The sequence below is a fragment of the Ruminococcus sp. genome (assembly GCF_019417665.1).
Taxonomy (GTDB): Bacteria; Bacillota; Clostridia; order Oscillospirales; family Ruminococcaceae; genus Ruminococcus_C.
In genome coordinates, this window is record NZ_DXUU01000006.1 from 62,642 (window position 1) to 86,490 (window position 23,849).

At 49.8% G+C, this 23,849-nt stretch carries 20 protein-coding genes; 13 read left to right on the forward strand and 7 right to left on the reverse strand.

What is annotated here, in order from left to right; genetic code table 11:
* Positions 1-8: 8 nt before the first annotated feature.
* Both QZ375_RS03075 and QZ375_RS03080 read right to left on the reverse strand, forming a co-directional pair.
* Entirely contained in the window at positions 9-662 is a 654-nt protein-coding gene (locus QZ375_RS03075; protein ID WP_295215070.1) for an amino acid ABC transporter permease, read from the reverse strand.
* A gap of 21 nt (positions 663-683) precedes the next feature.
* Entirely contained in the window at positions 684-1,481 is a 798-nt protein-coding gene (locus QZ375_RS03080) for an amino acid ABC transporter substrate-binding protein (RefSeq protein ID WP_365728157.1), read from the reverse strand.
* A 385-nt stretch (positions 1,482-1,866) separates the two neighbouring features.
* Between QZ375_RS03080 and QZ375_RS03085 the strand changes: the two genes are divergently transcribed.
* From QZ375_RS03085 to QZ375_RS03110, 6 genes are all read left to right on the forward strand, one after another.
* Positions 1,867-2,658, forward strand: a complete 792-nt coding sequence (locus QZ375_RS03085; RefSeq protein ID WP_365728160.1) for a transporter substrate-binding domain-containing protein — start codon at positions 1,867-1,869, stop codon at positions 2,656-2,658.
* An 80-nt stretch (positions 2,659-2,738) separates the two neighbouring features.
* Positions 2,739-3,440, forward strand: a complete 702-nt coding sequence (locus QZ375_RS03090) for an amino acid ABC transporter permease (RefSeq protein ID WP_295215074.1) — start codon at positions 2,739-2,741, stop codon at positions 3,438-3,440.
* A complete protein-coding gene (locus tag QZ375_RS03095) occupies positions 3,427-4,152 on the forward strand; it encodes an amino acid ABC transporter ATP-binding protein (protein ID WP_295215079.1) in 726 nt (241 codons plus the stop codon). The genes QZ375_RS03090 and QZ375_RS03095 overlap by 14 nt, the downstream gene beginning before the upstream one ends.
* Positions 4,153-4,162: 10 nt before the next feature.
* Positions 4,163-4,585 carry a GNAT family N-acetyltransferase gene (locus tag QZ375_RS03100; RefSeq protein WP_295215082.1) on the forward strand — a complete coding sequence of 141 codons (423 nt, stop codon included), beginning with the start codon at positions 4,163-4,165 and terminating at the stop codon, positions 4,583-4,585.
* Between the two features lie 41 nt (positions 4,586-4,626).
* Positions 4,627-7,272: a glycoside hydrolase family 9 protein gene (locus tag QZ375_RS03105; protein ID WP_295215086.1), complete on the forward strand. Its 2,646-nt coding sequence runs from the start codon at positions 4,627-4,629 to the stop codon at positions 7,270-7,272.
* 146 nt (positions 7,273-7,418) lie between these two features.
* Positions 7,419-8,291, forward strand: a complete 873-nt coding sequence (locus tag QZ375_RS03110) for a patatin family protein (protein ID WP_295215089.1) — start codon at positions 7,419-7,421, stop codon at positions 8,289-8,291.
* A gap of 29 nt (positions 8,292-8,320) precedes the next feature.
* Here the strand turns inward: QZ375_RS03110 and QZ375_RS03115 are convergent, their stop codons facing one another.
* The 5 genes from QZ375_RS03115 to QZ375_RS03135 all read right to left on the reverse strand — a co-directional run bounded on the left by QZ375_RS03115 (position 8,321) and on the right by QZ375_RS03135 (position 13,976).
* The gene (locus tag QZ375_RS03115) at positions 8,321-9,010 is read right to left on the reverse strand and encodes a polysaccharide deacetylase family protein (protein ID WP_295215092.1); all 690 of its coding nucleotides are present in this window, start codon (positions 9,008-9,010) and stop codon (positions 8,321-8,323) included.
* Positions 9,011-9,563: 553 nt separating this feature from the next.
* Positions 9,564-11,363, reverse strand: coding sequence for an L-fucose isomerase (locus tag QZ375_RS03120; RefSeq protein WP_365728163.1), 1,800 nt, complete (start codon positions 11,361-11,363; stop codon positions 9,564-9,566).
* 14 nt (positions 11,364-11,377) lie between these two features.
* Positions 11,378-12,832 carry a rhamnulokinase family protein gene (locus tag QZ375_RS03125; protein ID WP_295215095.1) on the reverse strand — a complete coding sequence of 485 codons (1,455 nt, stop codon included), beginning with the start codon at positions 12,830-12,832 and terminating at the stop codon, positions 11,378-11,380.
* A complete protein-coding gene (fucU, locus tag QZ375_RS03130; protein WP_295215098.1) occupies positions 12,829-13,272 on the reverse strand; it encodes an L-fucose mutarotase in 444 nt (147 codons plus the stop codon). The genes QZ375_RS03125 and fucU overlap by 4 nt, the downstream gene beginning before the upstream one ends.
* 14 nt (positions 13,273-13,286) lie before the next feature.
* On the reverse strand, positions 13,287-13,976 hold the full coding sequence (locus tag QZ375_RS03135) for a class II aldolase/adducin family protein (protein ID WP_295215101.1): 690 nt from the start codon (positions 13,974-13,976) through the stop codon (positions 13,287-13,289).
* A 458-nt stretch (positions 13,977-14,434) separates the two neighbouring features.
* Between QZ375_RS03135 and rpe the strand changes: the two genes are divergently transcribed.
* The 7 genes from rpe (at position 14,435) to QZ375_RS03170 (ending at position 23,776) form a co-directional block, all read left to right on the forward strand.
* Entirely contained in the window at positions 14,435-15,109 is a 675-nt protein-coding gene (rpe, locus tag QZ375_RS03140) for a ribulose-phosphate 3-epimerase (protein ID WP_365728170.1), read from the forward strand.
* 73 nt (positions 15,110-15,182) lie between these two features.
* Positions 15,183-16,337, forward strand: a complete 1,155-nt coding sequence (locus tag QZ375_RS03145; RefSeq protein WP_295215107.1) for a putative glycoside hydrolase — start codon at positions 15,183-15,185, stop codon at positions 16,335-16,337.
* 21 nt (positions 16,338-16,358) lie between these two features.
* Entirely contained in the window at positions 16,359-17,318 is a 960-nt protein-coding gene (hprK, locus tag QZ375_RS03150; protein ID WP_295215110.1) for an HPr(Ser) kinase/phosphatase, read from the forward strand.
* Between the two features lie 75 nt (positions 17,319-17,393).
* On the forward strand, positions 17,394-18,314 hold the full coding sequence (gene murB, locus QZ375_RS03155) for a UDP-N-acetylmuramate dehydrogenase (protein WP_295215113.1): 921 nt from the start codon (positions 17,394-17,396) through the stop codon (positions 18,312-18,314).
* A gap of 35 nt (positions 18,315-18,349) precedes the next feature.
* A complete protein-coding gene (rapZ, locus tag QZ375_RS03160) occupies positions 18,350-19,237 on the forward strand; it encodes an RNase adapter RapZ (protein WP_295215118.1) in 888 nt (295 codons plus the stop codon).
* Between the two features lie 176 nt (positions 19,238-19,413).
* Positions 19,414-20,334: a DNA-binding protein WhiA gene (whiA, locus tag QZ375_RS03165; RefSeq protein ID WP_295215121.1), complete on the forward strand. Its 921-nt coding sequence runs from the start codon at positions 19,414-19,416 to the stop codon at positions 20,332-20,334.
* Positions 20,315-23,776, forward strand: coding sequence for a DNA polymerase III subunit alpha (locus QZ375_RS03170; RefSeq protein ID WP_295215123.1), 3,462 nt, complete (start codon positions 20,315-20,317; stop codon positions 23,774-23,776). The genes whiA and QZ375_RS03170 overlap by 20 nt, the downstream gene beginning before the upstream one ends.
* Positions 23,777-23,849 lie beyond the last annotated feature (73 nt).

Consider the following 23,849-nt stretch of genomic DNA (forward strand, 5'->3'; position numbering starts at 1 on the left):
GACACCTCCTAGATCTTGTAATAGTTCAGCCGTTTTTCCAGAAGCGACATGAGACCGGCAACCAGCAAATTGAAAACATAGTAGAAAATGGCTGCTGCCAGATAGGGCAGCATGGAGGTCTCCGATGCTGCGATCATGGAGGTTTCCGTGAACAGCTCAATATAGGAAATAGCGAAGGCAAGGGAAGTGTCCTTGACCAGTGTAATCGATTCGTTTGTCACTGCCGGGAGAACACGTTTGACCATCTGAGGCGTAATGATCCGCAGGAATGTCTGAAAGCGGCTGTATCCCAGGATCTTGGCAGCTTCATGCTGTCCCACCGGAATGGATTGAATGCCGCTGCGAAAAATTTCTGCAAAATAGGCGGCATAGTTGAGGGAAAAAGCGATGATGACTGCCCAGAAGCGGTAGCTCGTGGTCAGGGGCAGACCAAATACAAAATATTTTCCGAAGTAGATCACCAGAAGCTGGAGCATCAGCGGCGTGCCGCGTACTACGGAAATATAAAACTTCATGATCCATTGGATGGGTTTCCATGCGTACATTCTTGCAACACAGATCAGCAGTCCCAGTGGCATGGAAAAGAGCAGCGTCAATAGGAAGATACAAATGGAGCGAAGCATACTGTCCCCCAGCTGGGCGACAATTTGAAAAAAAGACATGGTGTTTCCTTTCGCTTTGGGTTACTGGATGACAGAATCGCTCAGATCCCATTTTTCGGCGATCTCTGCAAAGGTGCCGTCTTCACGCATTTCGTCCAGGGTTTTCTGCACCTTGTCCCGCAGCTCGGTGTTATCCTTGGCAAATCCGATAGCATACTGCTCTGCAGAGAGAACGGTATCCAGAATGACATAGTCACCGTCACGAGATTCCATCTGATAGTTTGCAACGCCAATATCCATGGCAATGGCATCTACGGCATTGGAATCCAAGTTCATGAATGCTGTGTTATAGTCGGAAACCACCACCAGTTCCTTGAAGGAATCAGTCAGCGCCTTATTTTCATCCTCTTCCAGGGCGTCCTCTGCGGAGGAGTCTGTCTGTACAGCAACGCCCTTTCCTGCCAGATCGTCAAAGGTAGCAATACCACTGTCTGCCTTTACTACAAAAACCTGGGAGTTGTCCACATATGGCTCTGTCCAGGCATAGTCATTTTCACGACCGTTCATGGTGAATCCATTCCAGATACAGCTGATGGTGCCGGAATTCAGTTCCATATCCTTGGCGTTCCAGTCGATGGGCTGCTTTACCAACTCCCAGTCGTTGCGCTTGCAGACCTCTGCTGCCAGATCCAGATCAAAGCCTACATACTCGCCACTTTCGTCCTGGTAGCCATAGGGCGGAAATGCTGCATCAAAGCCTACAATAAACTTTTCCTTGCCGCTGTCAGATGCGGAGTCGCTGCCGCATCCTGCAAAGGGGAGAAGCATTGTCATGGCAGCTGCCGCTGCAAAGGTACGTTTCATGAAAGTGTTTTTCATCGTTACATTACTCCTTTTTCATTTTAAAAATGGTGGTCTCAAAACAATATTATTATAACATGGAAAAAACAATGTGTCAACTGCATTGGAAGGAATCTGGATACACAAAAAGGAATACAAAAACGCAGTGTATCTGGAAATGAGTATTTTTTCTTGTCAAATCAAATTGGATTTTTCCAATTTGTCTGCTGATGCAGGATGCTTTGCGATGGAAAAGGAATAATTCCCCAGAGATTCGTACACAAAAATCAAAATATTCGGAAACTCGGAAAAATGACTTGCTTTTTTTCTTGATTTCGATTATAATAGTAGTTAATTTGTGATCGGTTCTGCGTCAAACTTTGGTATGTCGTCTGACCGAGAAAATCAGAAAGGAAGATCTTATATGAAATGTATGAAACAGAAAATGGCAATTTTGGCGGCAGGTGCAATGCTTGCTGCATCCCTGACCGGTTGCGGTACGCCGGCAAATACGGTGTTCAGTGCGGATGACCTGGAGGGAAAGACAATTGGCGCACAGCTGGGTACGACAGGTTATATTTATGCAGAAAGTGAAGTGAAGGATGCTACTGTTGAGCCGTATAACAAGGGCGCAGATGCGGTACAGGCACTGAAGCAGGGCAAAATCGATGCAGTGATCATCGACAGCGAACCAGCAAAGGTTTTTGTAGAGAAGAACGATTCCCTGCGAATCCTGGACGATCCCTTTGTAGAAGAGGAATATGCCATTGCTTATAAGAAGGGCAATGATGAGCTGGGACAGAAGCTGGACGACGCACTGACACAACTGAAATCTGATGGAACACTGGATGAGATCGTCAGCCATTGGATCGGCGACAATGCAGATCAGGTTTCTTACACGCCGGATGAGAGCGTGACACGGGATCAGGGCACGCTGGTCATGGCAACCAATGCAGAATTTCCGCCTTATGAGAGCATGGACGGTGATACCGTTGTGGGCATTGACGTGGACATGATGCAAGCAGTCTGTGATGTACTAGGCATGGAACTGGAAGTGGAAAATATGGAATTTGATTCCATTATCGCTGCGGTAGACTCTGGAAAGGCAGACGTTGGTGTAGCTGGTCTGTCCGTTATCCCTGACCGTGAGGAAAATGTCTCCTTCACTCAGGGTTATGCGACCTCTACTCAGGTGATCATTGTACGGAAAGATTAATGGACTACCGCACAAGTCTGGCAGCTTTTTATTTTTATTGCTGCCTGAAAATAATCGCCTAAGAAACGGAGGAATGCTGCATGAATTTCTGGCAGGAGTTCACGCATAAATTACAGACTACTTTTGTCGAAAAAGATCGCTGGATGTATCTGCTGGACGGGCTAAAAACGACACTGATCATTACGTTTTTTGCCGTGATCCTGGGCATGGTGCTGGGATTTCTGATCGCCATTGTCCGCTCCACCCATGATAAGACAGGAAAACTGGGATTTCTCAATGTCCTGGCGAGGATCTATCTGACTGTCATCCGCGGCACACCAGTAGTCGTTCAGCTTCTGATTATTTACTTTGTTATTTTTGCCTCTGTCAATGTGGGAAAAACTTTCGTGGCAGTACTTGCCTTTGGGCTGAATTCAGCTGCGTATGTAGCCGAAATCGTTCGCTCCGGGATTATGTCCATTGACAGCGGACAGTTTGAAGCCGGAGCAAGTCTGGGGCTGAATTATCCTAAAACCCTGGGATTTATTATTTTGCCCCAGGCATTCAAAAATGTGCTGCCGGCACTGGCAAACGAGTGTATCGTACTGTTGAAAGAAACTTCTGTTGCCGGATACATTGCCATAACCGATTTGACCAAGGGCGGCGATATCATCCGTAGTCAGACTTATGAGGCATTTCTGCCGCTGATCGCAGTGGCACTCATTTATCTGATTATGGTTATGATCCTGAGTACTCTGGTGTCGAAGCTAGAAAGGAGGCTGGCGAAGAGTGATCGAAGTTAAAGACCTGAAAAAATCCTTTTCGGATCTGCAGATCCTGAAAGGCATTTCTACCACCATTGAGAAAGGTGAAAAAGTGGTCATTATCGGTCCGTCCGGTTCCGGAAAGAGTACCTTTCTCCGCTGCTTGAACCTTCTGGAACGTCCGACTGAGGGACAGATTTTTTTTGAGGGACAGGATCTGACAGCAATGTCTGAGAAGCATTTGTATGCGGTGCGGGAAAAAATGGGCATGGTGTTTCAGCACTTCCACCTGTTTCCCCATTTGACCATTCAGAAGAATATCACCCTTGCACCGGTGAAGCAGAAGCTTATGACACAGGCTGAAGCGGATGAAAAAGCCGCTATGCTGCTGAAAAAGGTAGGACTTTCCGATAAGGCGGATCAGTATCCCAGCCAGCTTTCCGGCGGTCAAAAACAGCGAATTGCCATTGCACGGACGCTGGCGATGAATCCCGATGTGATCCTGTTTGATGAGCCGACTTCGGCGCTTGACCCGGAAATGGTAGGCGAGGTACTGGAACTCATGCGGGAACTTGCAGCAGAGGGCATGACCATGGTCGTTGTCACCCATGAAATGGGATTTGCCAGAGAAGTGGCATCCCGTGTGATGTTTATGGATGGGGGACAGATCGTAGAGGAAAATGCACCCCAGGAATTTTTCTCCCACCCGAAAAATCCCCGTCTCCAGGAATTTTTGTCCAAGGTGCTTTAAGATGGCGTATATGGTACGAATGTATCAGAAGCTGGAGGATGCCTGTGCAGCTATCCGTACTGCGGTTTTTGTGGAAGAACAGGGCTTTCGGCAGGAATTCGATGAAATTGATTCTCGTGCATGGCACGTGCTGATTTATGACGGTGAAACTGCGGCAGCAACGGGTAGATTGTATACGGATGACGGCGAGTGCTATCATATCGGACGAGTTGCAGTGCTTCCGGCATATCGTGGAAAACGGCTGGGAAAACTGGTGGTTTCTGCACTGGAAGCGCAGGCGGTTATGTGCGGCGGCAAAAAGATTTCTCTTTCGGCGCAGTGCCGTGCAGCTGGGTTTTATGAAAAATTGGGATATGCCCGGACGGAGAACATACATATGGACGAATTTTGTCCTCATGTGACCATGGTGAAGCTGATTGGACAGGCTGAATGAACATCCGGTCTTTCACAGACAGATAAAGGAGGCATTATTTTATGAAACAAAACCGTGTATTCTGTGCAGTGACGGCTGCGGTCGTTGCCGCCGGGCTTCTCGCATCAGTGCCGTTGTCGCTGCCGGTTTTTGCCGGACAACAGCTTGGACAGACGGATTTTGAAAACGGTGTAGGGTTGCCCTGGCATGTCTGTGAATCTGCACCGGGCGAAATGGAATTTGAGATCACGGACGGGGAATATCGCATCACCATTGTGAATCCCGGCGGTGCATCCAATGGCGGTGAAGATCGCTGGGACTGTCAGTTCCGGCATCGTGGGCTGACCTTGGAGTCCGGCTGCACCTATGAAGTATCCTATGATATTACTGCCAGCAATAATTGTACCTATTATATCAAGATCGGCGATATGGCAGAGCCGTATACGGAGGACTGGCACGGCAATCCTGATGACAGTCAGTATGACGCCTATTGGAATGTGCAGAATCTGACAGCAAACCAGACGGTTACGGTAAAAGGGACATTTACGGCAAAGCGCACTGCCGAAGTGGAATGGGCATTCCATATTGGCGGCGACACAGTGCCGGCAGGAACTGTGTTTACCTTTGACAACATGTCACTGATCTGTACGGACAGCGATGCGCATGATTATATTCCTGCAAATACCTGGGATCGTGCAGAGATCGTCACCAATCAGGTGGGATATTTTCCGGACTGCGCCAAGCGTGCAACACTCATCTCCGATGAGAAAAAGGCAGTGGAATTCTCTCTGCTGGATGATTCCGGCAAGGAAGTATATTCCGGCAAATCCGAGCCCATGGGAGAGGATGCAGATTCCGGAGATTCTGTCCATATCTTGGACTTTTCTGAGGTGACAGACGAGGGGACATATACGCTGAAAGCCGGAGATGCCGTGAGCCGGGAATTCACCATCGGCAGCACGGAGACTTATTCCGGAATGCTCTATGATGCTCTGAATTATTTCTACCAGAACCGTAGCGGCATTGAGGTGGAGAGTCAGTATATCACTTCCGGCGATGCGGATGGGCTGGCACATGCAGCAGGTCATAGCAGTGATGTGGCGAGAATTACCACAGACTGGGACGATCTGCAGAGCAGCGGCGGTACACAGGATGTATCCGGTGGTTGGTATGACGCAGGAGATCACGGAAAATATGTAGTAAACGGCGGCATTGCTCTTTGGATGATGCAGAACCAGTATGAACGTGCCGCAGCAAAGGGAACAGAGGATGCCTATGCAGACGGCACCATGCAGTTGCCGGAGCAGGGCAATGATATTCCTGACCTGTTAGACGAAGCACGCTGGGAAATGGAATGGATGCTGAAAATGATCGTCCAGGATGGCGAGTATGAGGATATGGTCTATCACAAGGTACATGATATCAAGTGGACGGCGCTGGGAATGGCGCCGGCTGATGATACGGAAGAACGGATCATCAAGCCGCCTACGACATGTGCCACTTTGAATTTGGTTGCATGTGCTGCACAGGCGGCACGGCTCTGGGAATCCTACGACAAGGAATTCGCAGAGGAATGTCTGGATGTCGCAGAGGATGCTTATGAAGCGGCAAGGAAGCATCCGGATCTCTATGCGCCAATGGATCAATCCATTGGCGGCGGCCCTTATGGAGATGACGATGCAACAGATGAGTTTTATTGGGCAGCGTGTGAACTGTATTTGACTACCGGCGAAAAAGAATACCTGAACGATCTGAAAGAATCAGAGCATTATCTTTCTGTCCCCACAACCCTTTCCGGTGGTGAGGATGCAGACACTGCCGGAAGCTTTGACTGGGGCAATACTGCTGCCCTGGGAACATTGTCGCTGGCACTGAGCGGCGATTCGCAGGACAAGAAAATTGCGGAAAAGGCTGGAGATGCTGTGGCAGATGCGGCAAATGTGCATCTGGAACGGGAAGAAAAGCAGGGTTATGGACAGCCTTACGCCCAGAGTAAGCTGGGTTATTCTGACGATGATACGGGTTATGTCTGGGGCTCTAATTCTTTTGTGGCAGACAATGCTGTTGTCATTGCCTGCGCCTATGATCTGACCGGGGAACAGAAATATCTGGATGGTGTTGTCAGCGCTATGAACTATCTTCTTGGATGCAATCCCATGGACGTCTCCTACGTTACAGGCTACGGCACTCATGCAGTGATGTATCCCCATCATCGTTATTGGGCACACCAGATCGCAGAGGAATATCCCATGGCACCAGCCGGTGTGCTGGTAGGCGGTCCTAATTCTGGGATGCAGGATCCATGGGTACAGGGCAGCGGCTGGCAAAAAGGTGAAATTGCGCCAGCAAAATGCTATCAGGATCATATTGAAGCATGGTCTGTCAATGAGTGCACCATCAACTGGAATGCTCCCTTGGCATGGTTAACGTCATTTGTCTGCGATAGTAATGGCGGCATTGTTGTTGGCGCAAAGTCCCAGGCAATGAAGCAGCTTGAGGCAACTGGCGATCCGGAGAGAAGCAATGCAGACGATTCCATCAATTCTGACAACCAGAAAAATGATAATGATACGGTCTCCAGAACAGACAGCCATGGAGAAAACGATAGTTTTCCAGTGACTTTGGTCATTGTGTTGGGTGCGATTCTGCTGGGACTGATTATTGTAGAAATCTTTGTCTATCAAATGATAAAGATGAAGAAAAAATAAGGCTTATATTACAAATCGGCGCATCAGATGGGGATTTCTGATGTGTCGATTTGTATCTATTCCGGGCGAAACTTGACAGAATACGCAAAATTATATATAATAGTATCGTATCATTCGCTATTCATCAGGAAGAAAGGGAGGCTGGAATGAAAACGGGAATAGCCTTGGAGGGCGGAGCGGAACGCAGTGCGTTTACAGCCGGGGTGTTGGATTCCCTTATGGAACGTTCCTTTTATGCATCGGCTGTCTCTGGCACTTCTGCTGGTGCGGGGTGTGTGTTGAATTATCGTTCCAGGCAGCAGGGCATCGCTTTGGATATGATGATCATGGAAAGGAAGAAACGTTATTTCGGAATCCGGCATATGGCGCATACGGGGCGTTTTCTAAATTTGGATTGCATGGTATATGAATATGCCAGACGGGTGGATTGGAATGCCTGTTGCAAATCGTTTATGCACACAGATTTTGTTGCCACCTGCTGCGAGGATGGTGAACCGGCATACCTGACCGATTCCGGCAGCAAACGGCGTATGTTTACTGCTATAAAGGCGTCTTGTGCACTGCCAATCATTTGTGAGCCTGTAGAATTGGATGGGATGCACTATGTGGACGGCAGCATTGCTGATCCTATCCCGTTTCTGCACTTACTGGAATCGGGCTGCGACAAGGTATTGGTTGTGCTCACTGGGGGAGAGGGCGCTCATCCGACAGATTATACCCGATTGCGGCTTTTGCTTCGGCAGCTGTATTATCAGAAATATCCTGACCTATACCATGCCATTATGCACCGGATCATGCGCTATGAACAGCAATTACGGCAGATGGAACAGGCACAGAAGGAGAACCGTGTTTTTGTCCTGCGTCCGCAGATCCCGGCAATTCCGCTGTTTACTCAAAATGAAGAGAAGATCAGAGCCTATTATCAGCATGGCTGCGATTTGGTAAAAGAATCCTGGAATGCTATTTGTACATGGTTGCAAACTGCTCCAAAATGTAGTGAAAATTCTCTGACGCAGTGAACAGATATGCTGCATCAGAGAATTTTGTATTATTCAGAAAGTAGAACTTTCCGGTTTGTGCCGTAAAAAATGTCGTCTTTTCCGGCAATCATTTCACAGAATTGTTTCAGACGATCCCAGTTGTGGTTTCCTTCAAATTCATAGCTGTGTCCCCAGATATAGAAGATCTGCGGTGTCTCCGGTTTCAGCTGTAGAAATTGTTCTGCCAGCACAAATAACTGGGGATCATCGTGATGACAAGTGGGCTGGAATTGCAGGAGATCGGTTTGTTCTGCAAATTGGTGAGAACTGATAGTATTTCGAGCGTATTGCAGCTTTGCCCGGGAAATTTCTTCTATAGTAGTTTCATTGTATGCACCGTAGGCATATGCCATTCCCACAGGGCGGGTGCCATAGATTTCGGTGATCGCAGCGATATCTGCTCCTAACTCCTGCCGTATCCCGTCTCGGGTCAGTTCCGTTAGATTCAAGTGACGGCTGCCATGTACGGCGATTTCATGTCCCTGGTATACTTGGGGACATTCCGCCAGATTCAAACGGTGCACCCAGAGTGTATCGTGATATTTCCAGGTGCCATGGTCGTGATCCAGTCCTGTGTTGACATTAAAGGTGGCTTTCATGCCATAGCTGTTCAAAATTTTTAGCAGTTGTAAATCCTGTTCGTTGCCATCGTCGTAACTGAAAGTGATTGCTTTTCGGTAGTGCTTTTTCCAGTTCATGTTTCATCCTCCATTTTGATTTTATTATATCATCTAAGAACGTTTCTGTCAATTCGACAAAGCAAAAATTTTTTCAAAAACAGCCGTAACCAGATGTATTTCCGGTTACGGCTGTTTTTCAAGTCAGACAGTAGCAGATGTAAATATCGTTTTGTGGGGAATCGTCTTGTGCAGAAAATGCAGGGACAGGTCCGGGTGCGTTTTAGGCTCTGATCCATAAGAAATCATTCGCTGTTCCGGCAATTCGTGGTGCGGTGTCGGCTTCTGCCGCAGGGCGACACAGGTCAGTGCAGCGGCGGCAAGTCTTAGTTGGTGTTGCTTTTGCAGATGGCAGGACTCCTTTCTGTTTCACCAGTTCATTATAGCATATTATGTTTGACTTGGCAATATGTTCGACAAAGCTTGTTCAAAAAATATTTTTTTCGGCAAAATCCAGCGCAAAAAGAAAACCGTCCTCAGGGTGCATCCCAAAGACGGTTTTCGATACGCAACTGAATATTATGGAATCTGCGTCGATCCGCAGGGATCAGACACAGCATCCAGCAAAAGAAAATTATTTGTAAATCGGGCCGTATTCTGCGCAGGCACGGTAGTCTGCAGCTTCCAGATCCTTTGTGCCATATGCACTCCAGGTGTGTGGACGATAGATCCGCTCTTCCGGTACATTGTGCATGGAAACCGGAATGCGCAGCATACTTGCCAGTGTGATCAGGTCAGCACCGATGTGACCATATGCCAGACAGCCGTGGTTTGCACCCCAGTTTGCCATGACATGGTATACATCTGCAAATGCACCTTCTCCCGTTAAATTCGGTACAAACCAGGTGGTGGGCCAGGTCTTGTCAGTACGTGTATCCAGCGGCTTGTGAATCTCATCCGGCAGATCTACGGTGTAGCCCTCTGCGATTTGCAGCAAGGGTTGTGTACCATTGAGGATATTCAGACGGATCATAGTCACCGGCATTTCTGCACGGGTGCGGAAATGGGACGAGAAGCCGCCGCCGCGGAAATATCCCAGGTTTGCCGGTTCCCAGTCAGTTGCCCCCAGCATTGCCTGGATATCCTCATTGCTGACATCCCACCAGGGCTTCATCACGCCGTTTCCGGCTGCATCCTTGGATGCACCCGTGCCGTCCAGTGCAGCTGCACCGCTGTTGATCAGGTGGATAAAGCCATTTGCAGCCTTGCCTGTGGGAGTAATGCCTGTGACACGCTTTACAGCGTCTGGACTCCAGTAGGTACGCACATCCGCAAAGATAGTTGCCGTACCGGTCAGCAGCTTGCCAAAGAGCATTGCTGTACCATTGAGACCGTCGTTTTCGGTTGCCAGGATGGTCGGCTCTTTCTTGCCGTTCCAGTCAAAGCTGGAGTTGAGAATGGCTTCGGTGAAGTCACCGTTGGGAAGCCAGTCTGTCCACATGCGCTGCCCTTGGAAGCCGCCGAGAATGGCATTTCGTCCGCGGCTCTCTTCCTTCCAGCCCATTTCTGCCAGTTTTGGATTGCCGAAGAAGATGTCTTGAACAATGAGGGTAAACTTGACGATGAACTCCCATTCCTTTGCCTTTTCTTCCGGCGTGCGGGGCGTTTTGATGCCAAAGGGATCAATTTCCTTGTCCTCCGGTACTTCAGTGTTAACGTCATATCCCTCCGGGCAGTTCTCCTTGACCCATGCCAATGCTTTTTCGTACTCATCATGGTCATAGATTTCCAGGTGAATACGGCGAAGAATTTCCGTTAGATCCACCCACTCTGCACGGATGCCCAGATAATTCTGGAAGAAGTCAGAGTTGCAGTAGGATCCGGCGATACCCATAGAAACGCCGCCCAGTCCTACGTATGCCTTGTTGCGCATAACGCCGACAGCAATGGCACATTTTGCAAAGCGTAGAATTTTTTCCTGAACATCTGCCGGCACACTGGTGTCGTCTTTGTCCTGGACATCATGACCGTAGATGGAGAATGCTGGCAGTCCACGCTGGGCATGTGCTGCCATGCAGGCTGCCAGATATACTGCACCCGGACGTTCTGTACCGTTAAAGCCCCAGACTGCCTTGATGGTCAGGGGATTGAGATCCATGGTTTCGCTGCCATAGCACCAGCAGGGAGTTACCGATAGTGTTGCACAGACATTCTGTGTCTGGAAAAAGGTCTCACATTCATATGCTTCTGCGCCGCCGCCGATGGTGGTGGGAGAAATGACACATTCTATCGGCGTGCCATCTGGATAGCGGAGGTTAGATTCAATGAGATTTTTGGCGGCGTTCGCCATGTTCATGGTCTGGACTTCCAGATCCTCACGGACGCCAAATTGTCTCCCGTCAATGACGGGGCGAATTCCGATTCTTGGATACATGATGATCCCTCACTTTAATTTATCATTGTCAAAAATTTTGAATAAAGTTGATCCGGGAACTGTCCCGGTTCGTAGGTTTGTATTTGTTCGGATGATGCAATACAGTTCCGGGCATCCTCCGGGGCGGCAATGGCGCCCATGGCAAGCAGCTGAATGGCAGCATTGCCATAAACTGTGGCTTCAATGGGACCTGCGACCACCGGACGCTGGCAGAAATCTGCGGTGAGCTGGCAGAGCAGCCGGTCTTTTGTACCGCCGCCCACCAGGTGGATCACTGGGTATGTCTCTCCGGTGCAGGTTTCCAGTTCGTCTAGTGCCTTGCGGTATTTCATGGCAAGACTTTCGTAGATGCAGCGGAACACATCTCCCGGTGTTTCCGGGACAGGCTGGCCGGTTTTCCGGCAATAATCCTGTACCCGTCCGGGTATATCCCCCGGCGGTGTGAATACCGGATCGTCCGGATCGACAAAACAAACTGATCCTTGAGATTCCACAGCCATTTTTTCGATGTCTGCGAAGCTGTAGTTCTGCCCTTGCCGTGCATATTCCCGACGTGCCTCCTGGATCATCCACAAGCCGATGATATTTTTCAAAAATGTTATCTTTTTGCCGTAGCCCACTTCATTAGACAGTCCCAATGCTGCTGCCTGTTCTGTCAGAATTGGAGTATCGCATTCCGTGCCAAAGAGCGACCATGTGCCGCAACTCAGGAAAATATGCTTGTCCGTCTTCGCCGGTGCAGCAAAAGCAGCGCATTGGGTGTCGTGACCGCAGACGGCTGTCACCGGAATGGGCGGCAGTCCCAGACGGTTCTGGATTTCTTCTGAAAGAACACCCTTGCTGCTGCCGCTTTCAGCAATTTCCGGCAGAAGCTTCACAGGGATCTGCAGCTGTTCCAGCAATGCAGTATCCCATGTGCCTGACTGTGCAGATAGCATTTGGGTGGTACTGGCGATGGAACGCTCTGCGGAGATCGTTCCCGTCAGTAGGTATGCAAACAGATCCGGCATGGGCAGCAGTTTTTCACAGCCATCAAATCCCTCGGTATCTCGCTGACTCATGAGTTGGAAAAGGGTATTGATGTCCATGATCTGAGTGCCTGTGCGGCGATAGAGTTCTTCCGGCGGCAGTTCCTGTGCTAGTTTTGCAGCATAGCCGCAGCTTCGGCTGTCACGGTAGTGCCGAGGATTGTCCATGGGTTTACCATTCTTGTCTAGCATACCATAATCCACGCCCCAGGTGTCGATGCCGATGCTTTCATACGGAGCAATCTGATATGCTTTCTGGAGTCCTGCTTCCAGTTCATGCATAAGCTGCGGTACATTCCAGTACAGCTTCCCGTCTTTGGAGATCGGTTCGTTGACAAAGCGGTGGACTTCCTGAAGCTGTATGGTTTTGCCGTCATAGGCTGCCAGCATAGCACGACCAGAGGAGGCACCGAGGTCTAGTGCCAGTACATAATGTTTCATCGGGCTTCCTCCGGTATCACGACGCCTTTTTTCAGAAGAATATTGGCATAAATTGCAGTTTCTCCTGTGGCAATGACCGCATAGGCATTCCGGGCACGCTCATAGAATGCAAATCGTTCAATGTATTCGATTTCGCAGCGTTCCGGTTCTTCAGCGGAAATGATGTCCTTGTAGGTGTCCCAGATGGTGGGAACCACTGGGTCACCAGGAACGACTTCCATAAGTCCCACAGGCTTTTCAGTGTAAGCATCCAGAGGAAAAAACTGCATGACAGCGCGCAGAATTTCCGGTACACCGTGACCGTCCAGACGTACCAGCCGTTTCGCAATGGCTGCGCCGGGGAAGTTGCCGTCGGCAATGACGATCTCGTCACCGTGCCCCATTTCCATGAGGATCTTCAGTAGTTCCGGAGTAAGAATGGCAGGAATGTGTTTCAGCATGAAAGATCCTCCTGTCAGTTTTGTCCGTTGGGATATTTTTTATAGCCCGGATGCTTGCCAGTGACGCCGTATTGTGCACGCATACTGCACAGGCGGTCAATATTTTCCCTGGAAATCTCCTGCGCACCGCCCAGCAGGTGTGCGTTCAAAGAGATTTTTGCAAACAGTTCCAGCGTTTCCATACGGTAGTAAGCCGTGATCAGATCTGCGCCCACAGTCAGTGCACCGTGATTCTGGAGCAGCATGACATCGTGTTCCTGCAAATACGGTTTGATTGCCTCGGGTACTTCGTCTGTGGAAGGTGTGCCGTAGGGCGTCACCGGCACAGAACCGATGGCGATGACAGATTCGATCATGGTGTATTCATCCAGCGCCTTGTTTGCCACGGCATATCCAGTGGCAGTCGGCGGATGAGCGTGGAGCACTGCGCCCACATCGGGACGCTCCCGATAGCAGCACAAGTGCATTTTGATTTCCGAAGAGGGCCGCAGCCCCGGCGCACCCTCCAGAACCTCGCCCTTGTCGTTGATCCTGACCAGTTTGTCCGGGGTGATGAAGCTTTTGCTCATGCCGGTGGGGGTGGCAAAAAAGGTGCCATCCTTCAGCTTGACGGAAACGTTGCCGTCATTTGCAGCGACCCAGCCAAGCTGCCACATTTTATGGCAGATATCACAGAGCTGTTCTTTGATTTCCTGTTCGTTCATAAGAACCTCCTGGCGTAAGAACCGATGAGCCGATTCTTAAATTTGGGGCATTGCCGCAACATTTTGGCATGCCATATTTATTATACAATTTTTTTATGGAATTGTCCAGCTTTTTCAGCAGAAATTTACATTTTATCTAATGCAATGCAGATAATAAGACTTTCATTGCATGAAACTTTTGAAAAAAAGCGGTTTTGAGAAACTTTTGATGTACATTTATGGGTAGAAGGACAGCTTTCAGAAATTGTCAGAATACGGAAATTGGAAAAATACCGAAACCCCTGGAAATCGGGCGGAAGGAGGAAAAAAATCCTTTGTTCTGGAAAAAACGCTATTGACGAAACACGGGATTTATTATATAATGTTCATAGGAAACGATTTTGCTGAAAAACGGGACAACGTTTTGGAATGTATAAATCGACTTTTTGACGAGAGGAGCGATACGGCATTTGAAACATGTGCAGATCTCTGCGTCGATTCTGAGCGCAGATGTGGCAAATTTGGCGGCGGTGACTGCCGGTCTGGAGCGCTCTGGACTGGATATGCTGCATTTTGATGTCATGGACGGACAGTTCGTGCCGAATATTACTTTTGGAATGCCGGTTCTGGCAGCAATTGACCAGTGCACCAATCTTTTTATGGATGTGCATCTGATGATCAAAGACCCACTGCGTTATGCGGAACAGTTTGTAAAAGCCGGTGCAGATCTGGTAACATTTCATCTGGAGAGCGACAGCGACCCGGTACAGACCATTGAAGCCATTCATAAAGCTGGTGCAAAGGCAGGCATTGTCTTGAAGCCTGGTACTTCCTGGGAGACAGCGATCCCATACCTGGAAATGGTAGAAGTCGTCCTGGTCATGACCGTAGAGCCTGGATTTGGCGGACAGTCGTTTCTCTGGGATATGGTGAAAAAGATTGAAGCACTGCGGAATTATGCCCTTGTGCACCAGCTGGACTATCAGATTGAGGTGGACGGTGGCATCAATGCCGAGACTGCACCTCGTGTATTGCGTGCCGGTGCGGAAATTCTGGTGATCGGCAGTTACTTGTTCCGTCAGGCGGATCCACGTGCAGCCATGGATGAGATCCGAGCCGAGGCGATAAAACTGCATGATGAAACATATGCTTAAAGCATGAAAGGTGCTGATACCATTTGATTCCAAATTGCATTTGACCTGAACAAAGGTCGGAGGGGGAACAAATATGCAGTCCAGAAAACAGCCCAAAGTGCACAAATATTCCAGAAAACGCCGTCGATCTGTGACAAGCCCTGGCAGAACGCTGCTTTCTATCGGATTTACATTTCTTATTGCCGGTGCAGTGGGTGTAGTGGGATACAGCATCGCTAAGCCCATTTTGCAGTATTCTAGTGGTGACACGTCCGAGACGAGTACAGCGGAGACGACTTTTTCTACTGTCGATACAGCAGCTTCTGTGACGGGATTTGCCGCTGCCGGGACAACGATTACAACAACTGTGACTACAGAAACAGCGGCACAGTCTGTTTCGGGCGGTAAAGGCATCCGTCTATCGGCATCTGCGCTGGAAAGTAAGACAGCATTGACACAGGCGCTGGAGCAGGCGAGGGAAGAAATGCCGGAGGGAAAGATCCTGGTCATTCCCTTGAAGATCCAGGGCGGTGCTGTTTTGTATGAGACACAGTCTGAACTGGCAAAACAATGCGGTGCGGTGCAGGGCACGCTGACATTGTCGGAAATTGTCGATGCGGCAGAGGAACAGGGCTGGACGCCAGTGGCAGAGTGTAGTTTGCTGTATGACAATTTATTGCCGGACGCAGACGCACAGGCAGGCTATCTGGTGACGGACGGAAGCCGCTGGCTGGATAACAAAAAGGAAAACGGCGGCAAGGCGTGGGCAAGTCCTTTCAGCGATGTGACTGTGAATTATCTGAAAGAACTGACACGAGAAATTGCCGGAGCAGGATTTGCACAGATTTGGTGTGCAGATGTGATTTTTCCCCAATTCCGACAGTCAGATCTGGATTATATCGGGGAATCAGTGCAAAGTGCTGAGCGGAAGGATGTTTTGGTGCAGTTGGTGAATCAACTGGCGGATACAGCTGGTACGGTTTCAGTGCTGGTGGAAGTAGACGCTGCCGGTGCTGCGGCTGGAACGGAAGAAGTGTTTGATCCGGATGCTCTGGGGGTTTCCGGAGTCGTGCTGGATCTGGGGACAAATGTACAGCAGGGAGCGGATGTTCTGCAAAAGATATCCCAGGCCGCCCCGGAGATGCCTCTGTGGATCACCGCAGATGCGGCGGAGGTTTCCGGGGAAATGGAACAGCTTGTTTTGGAATTTTCCCTTTCCGGGTATGTGCTTTATGCAGAAAATAACTGAAATAAAAAAGGAGTGATCGGTATGACCGGTAAATTTACGGTATCATTAGCCGAGATTATTAATGAATTTCATTTGGAGACCATTTACATGCCGAAAGACCCGGCAGAGATCCTGATCGATGAGAATGATGTCACCCGTCCAGGATTGCAGCTCATGGGGTTTTATGAATATTTCAACCCGGAACGGATGCAGATTATCGGTAAAATGGAGTTTGCATATCTTTCTACCATTGACGAAGAAACCAGAACACAGCGATTGGACGCTTTGATGTCCCGGCATATTCCGGCGCTGATCATTGCCCGGGAATTGCCGTATTTCTCAGAAATGCTGGATCTGGCGGAAAAATACAGTGTGCCGCTGCTGCGGAGCAAGGAGAGCACTTCGAACTTTATTTCCGGTCTGATCGCATTCCTGAATCTGAATCTGGCGCCGAGAATTACACGGCACGGAGTATTGATCGAGATTTACGGTGAGGGCGTGTTTATTACCGGAGAAAGCGGCGTAGGTAAGAGCGAAACTGCTATTGAACTGGTAAAGCGTGGTCATCGCCTTGTAGCAGACGATGCAGTGGAGATCCGTAAGGTGTCCAATATCAGTCTGGTGGGCAGCTCGCCGGATAACATCCGCCACTTCCTGGAACTGCGTGGTATCGGTATTATCAATGCACGCCGTCTGTTTGGTATCGGTGCGGTTAAGAATACAGAAAAGATCGAATTGATTGTGGAAATGGAACAGTGGAATCCGGAGAAAATCTATGACCGTATGGGCGTGGATACGCAGTTTGCCACGATTCTGGGCGTAAAAGTACCTATGCTCACCATTCCGGTAAAGCCCGGCAGAAACCTTGCCGTGATCCTGGAAGTTGCAGCCATGAACAATCGTCAAAAGAAGATGGGATATAATGCGGCTACAGAACTGCTGGATCAGCTGGGATTGGATATGGAGTCCAAGGAAGTTGTTAAGGATTATGACGCATTTTAATTTCACACGATAAACCCAAGGACTCTGTGCCAGCGGACATGCGGCGGAGAGCCTATAGGAGTTGGAGACAATATCATGAATAATTGGCATGAACTCACTGCGCTTTGCGAAACTTGCGGCTGCAGTGTTCAATATGCAGAGCCGCTTCGGGATCATACAACATTCCGGATCGGCGGTGCCTGCGGTGCGTTTGTGAACGTGAATAGTACAGAAACGCTGCGCCGGGTGCTCGGTCTCTGCCGTGACCGGAACTATTCTTATACCGTCATGGGAAACGGCAGCAACATTCTGGCTGCGGACAGCGGCTATGCAGGTGTGGTACTGCATCTGGGAAAGGATTTCGCAGAGATCACCCTGGACGGTACACGGCTGCACTGTCAGGCGGGTGCAACTCTGGCGAAGATCGGAAAGTTTGCCCTGGAGGAATCCCTCACTGGTATGGAGTGCTTGGCAGGGATTCCGGGGACAGTAGGCGGTGCGTTGTATATGAACGCCGGTGCCTACGGCGGCGAAATGGCGGATGTGGTTGTTTCGGCGGAATATATGCAGTCGGACGGAACGATTGTTGTCATGTCACGGGAAGAAATGGAATTGGGCTACCGGAAGAGTGTTTTCCGGGGCAATGAGGGCATTATCGTGGGTGTGACAATGGAATTGCGCCCGGGAAAATACGGTGATATCAAGGAAGAAATGGATTCCCTCATGGGACGCCGCCGTGCAAAGCAGCCCTTGGAACTGCCCAGTGCTGGCAGTACTTTTCAGCGTCCGGTGGGGAATTATGCCTCCTTTCTGATCGACCAGTGCGGTCTGAAAGGTGCCAGTGTGGGTGACGCACAGGTCAGCGTCAAACACGCTGGATTTGTGGTCAATACCGGAAAAGCAACCTGTCGGGATGTGCTGGAGCTGTGCGATTTTGTGAAGCAGACTGTGTTGGAGAAAACTGGTTATCAGTTGGAATTGGAACCAGTGCTGCTGGGCGACACGGTGAAAGGGTGAAAATTACTTCTGAAACAGAAAGGGATGTGGAAAAGATGCAGGAAGATACAAAGATGCATGTGGTGGTAGTGACCGGTATGTCCGGCTCGGGAAAATCGGTCGTCATGGATGTTTTAGAGGACATCGGCTATTATTGTATTGATAATCTGCCGCCTCAGCTCATGGGGAAATTTGTGGAGATCTGCCGGGAGTCGGAGAATCATCTCCGGAAGCTTGCTATTGCTGCCGATCTGCGCTCCGGTGATATGTTTACAGATGCTTATCGTGTGCTGCTGGAATTGGAACGTCAGGCGGATCTGGATGTGAAGATCCTCTACATTGAGGCAGAGGATGAGGTTATCATCAAGCGTTATAAAGAGACACGCCGGAAGCATCCTCTGGACGAACGCTTCGGCGGATGTCTGCACAATGCCATTGCCTATGAACGGGAACAGCTTCTACGTGTGAAAGGACTTGCAGATTATTATCTGGAGACCTCTTATTTTTCCGCTGCTCAGCTGAAAGAACAAATCCGGGAGATCTTTCTGGACAATTCCACAGATTCGCTGTCCATCAAGGTGACTTCTTTCGGATTCAAATATGGTGTATCGACGGAATCTGACCTGGTGTTTGACGTGCGCTGTCTTCCAAATCCCTATTATATTGAGGATCTGCGTGCCCAGACTGGATGCGAAAAGTGCGTACAGGAATATGTTATGTCCTTTGAGCAGTCCCAGACGCTCATGGCAAAAATCAAGGATCTGCTGGACTTTCTCATTCCGCTTTATATCCAGGAGGGAAAGAGCCGTCTTGTCATTGCCTTCGGCTGTACCGGCGGAAAGCATCGCTCTATTACATTTACAGAATTGATCGGGGAATATCTGATCTCCAAGGGAATGCACGTTGTAAAGCAGCATCGTGATATCGGAAAGGATCGTCCCTAAGAGCTGTTTAGCATCTTTTTCTACGCATCTTTTCGGTGAATGTTGTTGCTTTCTGCGTTGAAAATTCTTGCCGGATGAAAGTCCGCCTGCGAATTTTCGCCTTCAAATCAACGAAAATTCACTCGAAAATCTACGCAGAAAAAGACACCAAACAGGCTCTGAGGAGGAAATCATCCATGTCATTTTCAAATGATGTCCGGGAGGAAATTGCAAGAAGTATTACCGACCGGGACCGGCAGTTTGCCTGTCTCTACGGTGTACTGCTCTATTGCCGGACGTTTACGGAAAAACAGATCGTACTGCAAAGCGAAAGTCCGGTGTTTGCACGGTTGATGCCTACGTTGTTTCATTCCGTGTTCCGGACAGTGCTCCAGCCGGATGTCCGCACAGTAGCACGAGGCGGCGCACAGTCCATGGTCAGCTTCACGATCACGGATTCTGGGCAGATCGCCCAGATCTGTGAAACGTATCATATCCACCCGGAGAAGCGAGAAATACGGCTTTCCAATCTGGTCAACAATAGTCTCAGCGCCTTTCTTGCCGGGGTATTTTTTGGCTGCGGCAGTGTCATGGATCCCAACAAGGAATACCATCTGGAATTCAACACACCGTCAGAACTGCTCTGCATGGATCTGCAAAAGCTTCTGGGCAGTATCGGCGTCAATGGCGGCAGGATCCTGCGGAAACAGATGTATGTGCTGTACATTAAGGACAGCGAGCACATTGAGGATACGCTGACCTATATGGGCGCACAGCAGTGTACGATTGAATTAATGAATATTAAGATTCACAAGGATATGCGCAACAAGGCGAATCGTGTCCGCAACTGCGATGAAGCCAATATCAACAAGGTGGTCAGCGCTGCCATGCGGCAGACGGAGGATATCCGTTGGATCGTGAAATGTGGTCAGCTAGATGCGCTTTCGCCGGAACTGCGGGAACTGGCAGAGCTTCGCCTGGAAAATCCGGAGCTGAGCCTGAAAGAATTGGGGGAACTGTTGTCTGTTCCCATTGGCAGATCCGGCGTAAACCATCGTTTTCAGAAAATAGCTGCCATTGCAGAGGAGTTGAGGAGTCGTGCCGCCCATACCAAATGATGCGTTTGTGCATTTGCATGTGCACAGTGAATACAGTCTTCTGGACGGTGCCTGCCGTATCCAACAGCTGGTGGAACATGTGAAGTCTTTGGGACAGACGGCAGTGGCATTGACGGATCACGGCGTGATGTATGGTGTGATGCCCTTTTACCATGCGGCAAAGGCTGCCGGAATCCATCCGGTCATTGGCTGTGAGGTCTATGTGGCACAGCGAACACGGCACGACCGGGAACATCGTCTGGATGGCAAAAGCTATCACCTGATCCTGCTCTGCGAAAGTTTGCAGGGATATCAGAATCTGGTGAAGCTGGTGTCACTTGCTAGTCTGGAAGGATTTTATCACAGACCCCGTGTGGACTGGGAACTGCTTTCCCAGTACCATGAGGGTCTGATTTGTCTGTCCGGATGTCTTGCCGGGGAAATCCCAAGGCTGCTGTCGGAAGGCAATTTTGATGGTGCGAAATCTACAGCACTGCGGTATCAGCAGCTGTTCGGGGCAGAGAATTACTATCTGGAAATACAAGATCACGGTATTGCTGAAGAACGCCGGAATCTGCCCCTTTTGCTGCGGCTTTCCCGGGAAACGGGAATTCCTCTGGCGGCAACCAATGATGCCCATTATATCCGGAAAGAGGATGCGAAAATGCAGCATGTGCTGCTGTGTATCCAGACCGGCAAGACTGTGGACGATCCCGACGGCATGAGTTTTGAAACAGATGAGTTCTATTTGAAATCTACAGCGGAAATGGCAGCGCTGTTTTCCGCTGTGCCTCAGGCGGTGACAAATACAGTTGCCATTGCGGCACGCTGTCAGGTGGAATTTGAGACGGGACATATTTATCTTCCGAAATTCACCATGGAGGGTGTGATGGATTGTCAGGCGTTTTTTGTGCAGCTCTGCCGGGATGGATTGCGGCGGCATTACGGCGATCATCCATCTCAGGAGGTGCTTCAGCGGATGCGGATGGAGATCTCTGTCATTACCCAGATGGGCTATGTGGATTATTTTCTCATTGTGTGGGATTATATTCATTATGCCAGAAATGCCGGGATTCCTGTGGGGCCCGGCCGTGGTTCTGGTGCAGGGAGTCTCTGCGCCTATTGTATGGGCATTACTCAAGTTGACCCTATCCGCTATCATCTTCTGTTTGAACGCTTTCTCAATCCGGAACGTGTGAGTATGCCGGATTTTGATGTGGACTTTTGTGTAGAGGGCAGACAGAAGGTCAAGGAGTATGTCATTTCCCGATATGGGGCAGACCATGTGTCGGAGATCATCGCCTTCGACCTGATGAAAGCACGAGGGGCTGTTCGGGATACAGGCCGTGCCATGGGGATCTCCTATGGTCTGTGCGACAAGATCGCCAAGTCTATTGACTCCAGAAGTACCATTGCCCAGGCAATGCAGGGCAGCGATGGGGAAGAGCTGCGTAAGCTGTATGAGATAGATGCCGCCGCAAAAAAACTGCTGGATATGGCAATGCGTCTGGAGGGTATGCCACGCCATGCCTCTACCCATGCGGCAGGAGTACTCATTTCCGCAGTGCCTATTACGGATCTGGTGCCTTTGCAGAAAAATGATGAGACTGTGGTGACGCAGTATCCCATGCAGGTGCTGGAATCCATGGGGCTCTTGAAATTTGATTTTCTCGGTTTGCGAAACCTGACAATTATTCGGGACTGCATCCGGACAGTCCGCCAGTATGAACCGGCATTTGCTATCGACAAGATCCCGCTGGACGACCCGGATGTGTATGCCATGATGTCCCGTGGGGATACCACAGGCGTGTTTCAGTTTGAAAGTACCGGGATGCGCCATGTGCTTATGCGGCTTCACCCAAATTGTCTGGAAGATCTGACGGTTGCTCTGTCCCTGTATCGCCCGGGACCTCGCATGTCCATTGACAAATATCTGGAAAACCGCCGCAATCCGGAGAAAATCACCTATGCCCATCCGCTGCTGGAATCCATCCTGAGGCCTACTTACGGCTGCTTGATCTATCAGGAACAGGTCATGGAGATCTGCCGGACGCTTTCAGGATATTCCTATGGTCGGGCAGACATTGTGCGGCGTGCCATGGCAAAGAAAAAACAGGCTGCCATGGAGCAGGAACGGCAGGTGTTCCTCTATGGCAGTGACGGTTCTGACGGTAGTACGCCCTGCTGCGGTGCTGTGGAAAACGGCGTTCCGGCAGAAACGGCAAATGCTATTTTTGATGAGATCGCCGGGTTTGCATCCTATGCCTTTAACAAGTCTCATGCAGTTGCCTATGCACTGTTGGCGTACCAGACGGCATATCTGAAATATCACTTTTTTGCGGATGATATGGCGGCGCTTCTCACCAGCGTCATGGGCGAAACGGGAAAGCTCATGGAATATCTGACGGCGTGTCAGAATGCTGGCGTACGTGTGCTGCCGCCCCATGTCAATGAAAGTACGGCGGTGTTTACACGCTATGGGGAGCATATTCGATTCGGGCTGCTGGCGGTGAAGAATCTGGGACGAGGTCTTATTGATGCCATTGTGGCGCAGCGGCAGAAAGAGGGTAATTTCACAGGTATTTCAGATTTTTGCCGCCGGATGCTGCCTTTCGGACTGAACAAGCAGGCGCTGGAAAGCCTGATCCTCTGCGGCGCATTGGATGGGCTGGGGCTGAATCGTCGGCAGATGTTTGAAAACCGGGAACAAATTTTGGCAGAATGCCGGGAGGAACGAAATAGCATTGTTACTGGTCAGATGAATCTTTTCGGCGGTGAAGAACAAACGCAGGTGCAGGAGAGAGTGATTTCACCGGTGTCGGAATATTCGTCAGAGGAACTGCTGCGGATGGAGCATGACAGCATGGGATTTTATCTGTCGGGGCATCCTTTGGATCATGTGCAATGGCTCAGTCAGCTGTTTCATGCCCAGAATGCCTTTTCGCTGTCCGAACAAAAGGACGGGATGCGTGTGATCCTGTTCGTGACTTTGCAGAATGTCAAGCGGCATGTGACGAAGCAGGGAGATACTATGTGTTTTCTTACCTGTGAGGATCGCACCGGGAAGGCGGACTGTGTGGTATTTCCGTCTTTGTATCCGGCAGTGCGTGCTAAGCTGGAACGGGATGCAGTGCTCTGTGTCCGGGGGAAAATTGCCCAGAAGGAAGATACTGTCAGTGTGCTCTGTGACAGTATTCTCACGGAGGAGGAACTGCTGCGGACGCTGCCCCAGGGACGGCTTTGCATCAAGATGGATTCCCGGCAGCCGGAACAAATGCAGCGTGCCTTGGCGTTGGCGGCGGAATTTCCCGGGGAAACCCCGCTTTGTTTTTATTTGCTGGATCAGAAGCGTATGATCTCTCCGCGCAGTGGTCAGGCAGTTGCTGTTACAGAATCGTCATATGCACGATTTTGTGAGATTTTTTCAGCGAAACGGGTTGGGTTGATCCAAGTAAAGCCGTAAAATTTCTGATGTGGGGCATTTTTAGGGAAACACTGATTAAATCTTCCCATTGAGCTACAAATATGGTATAATA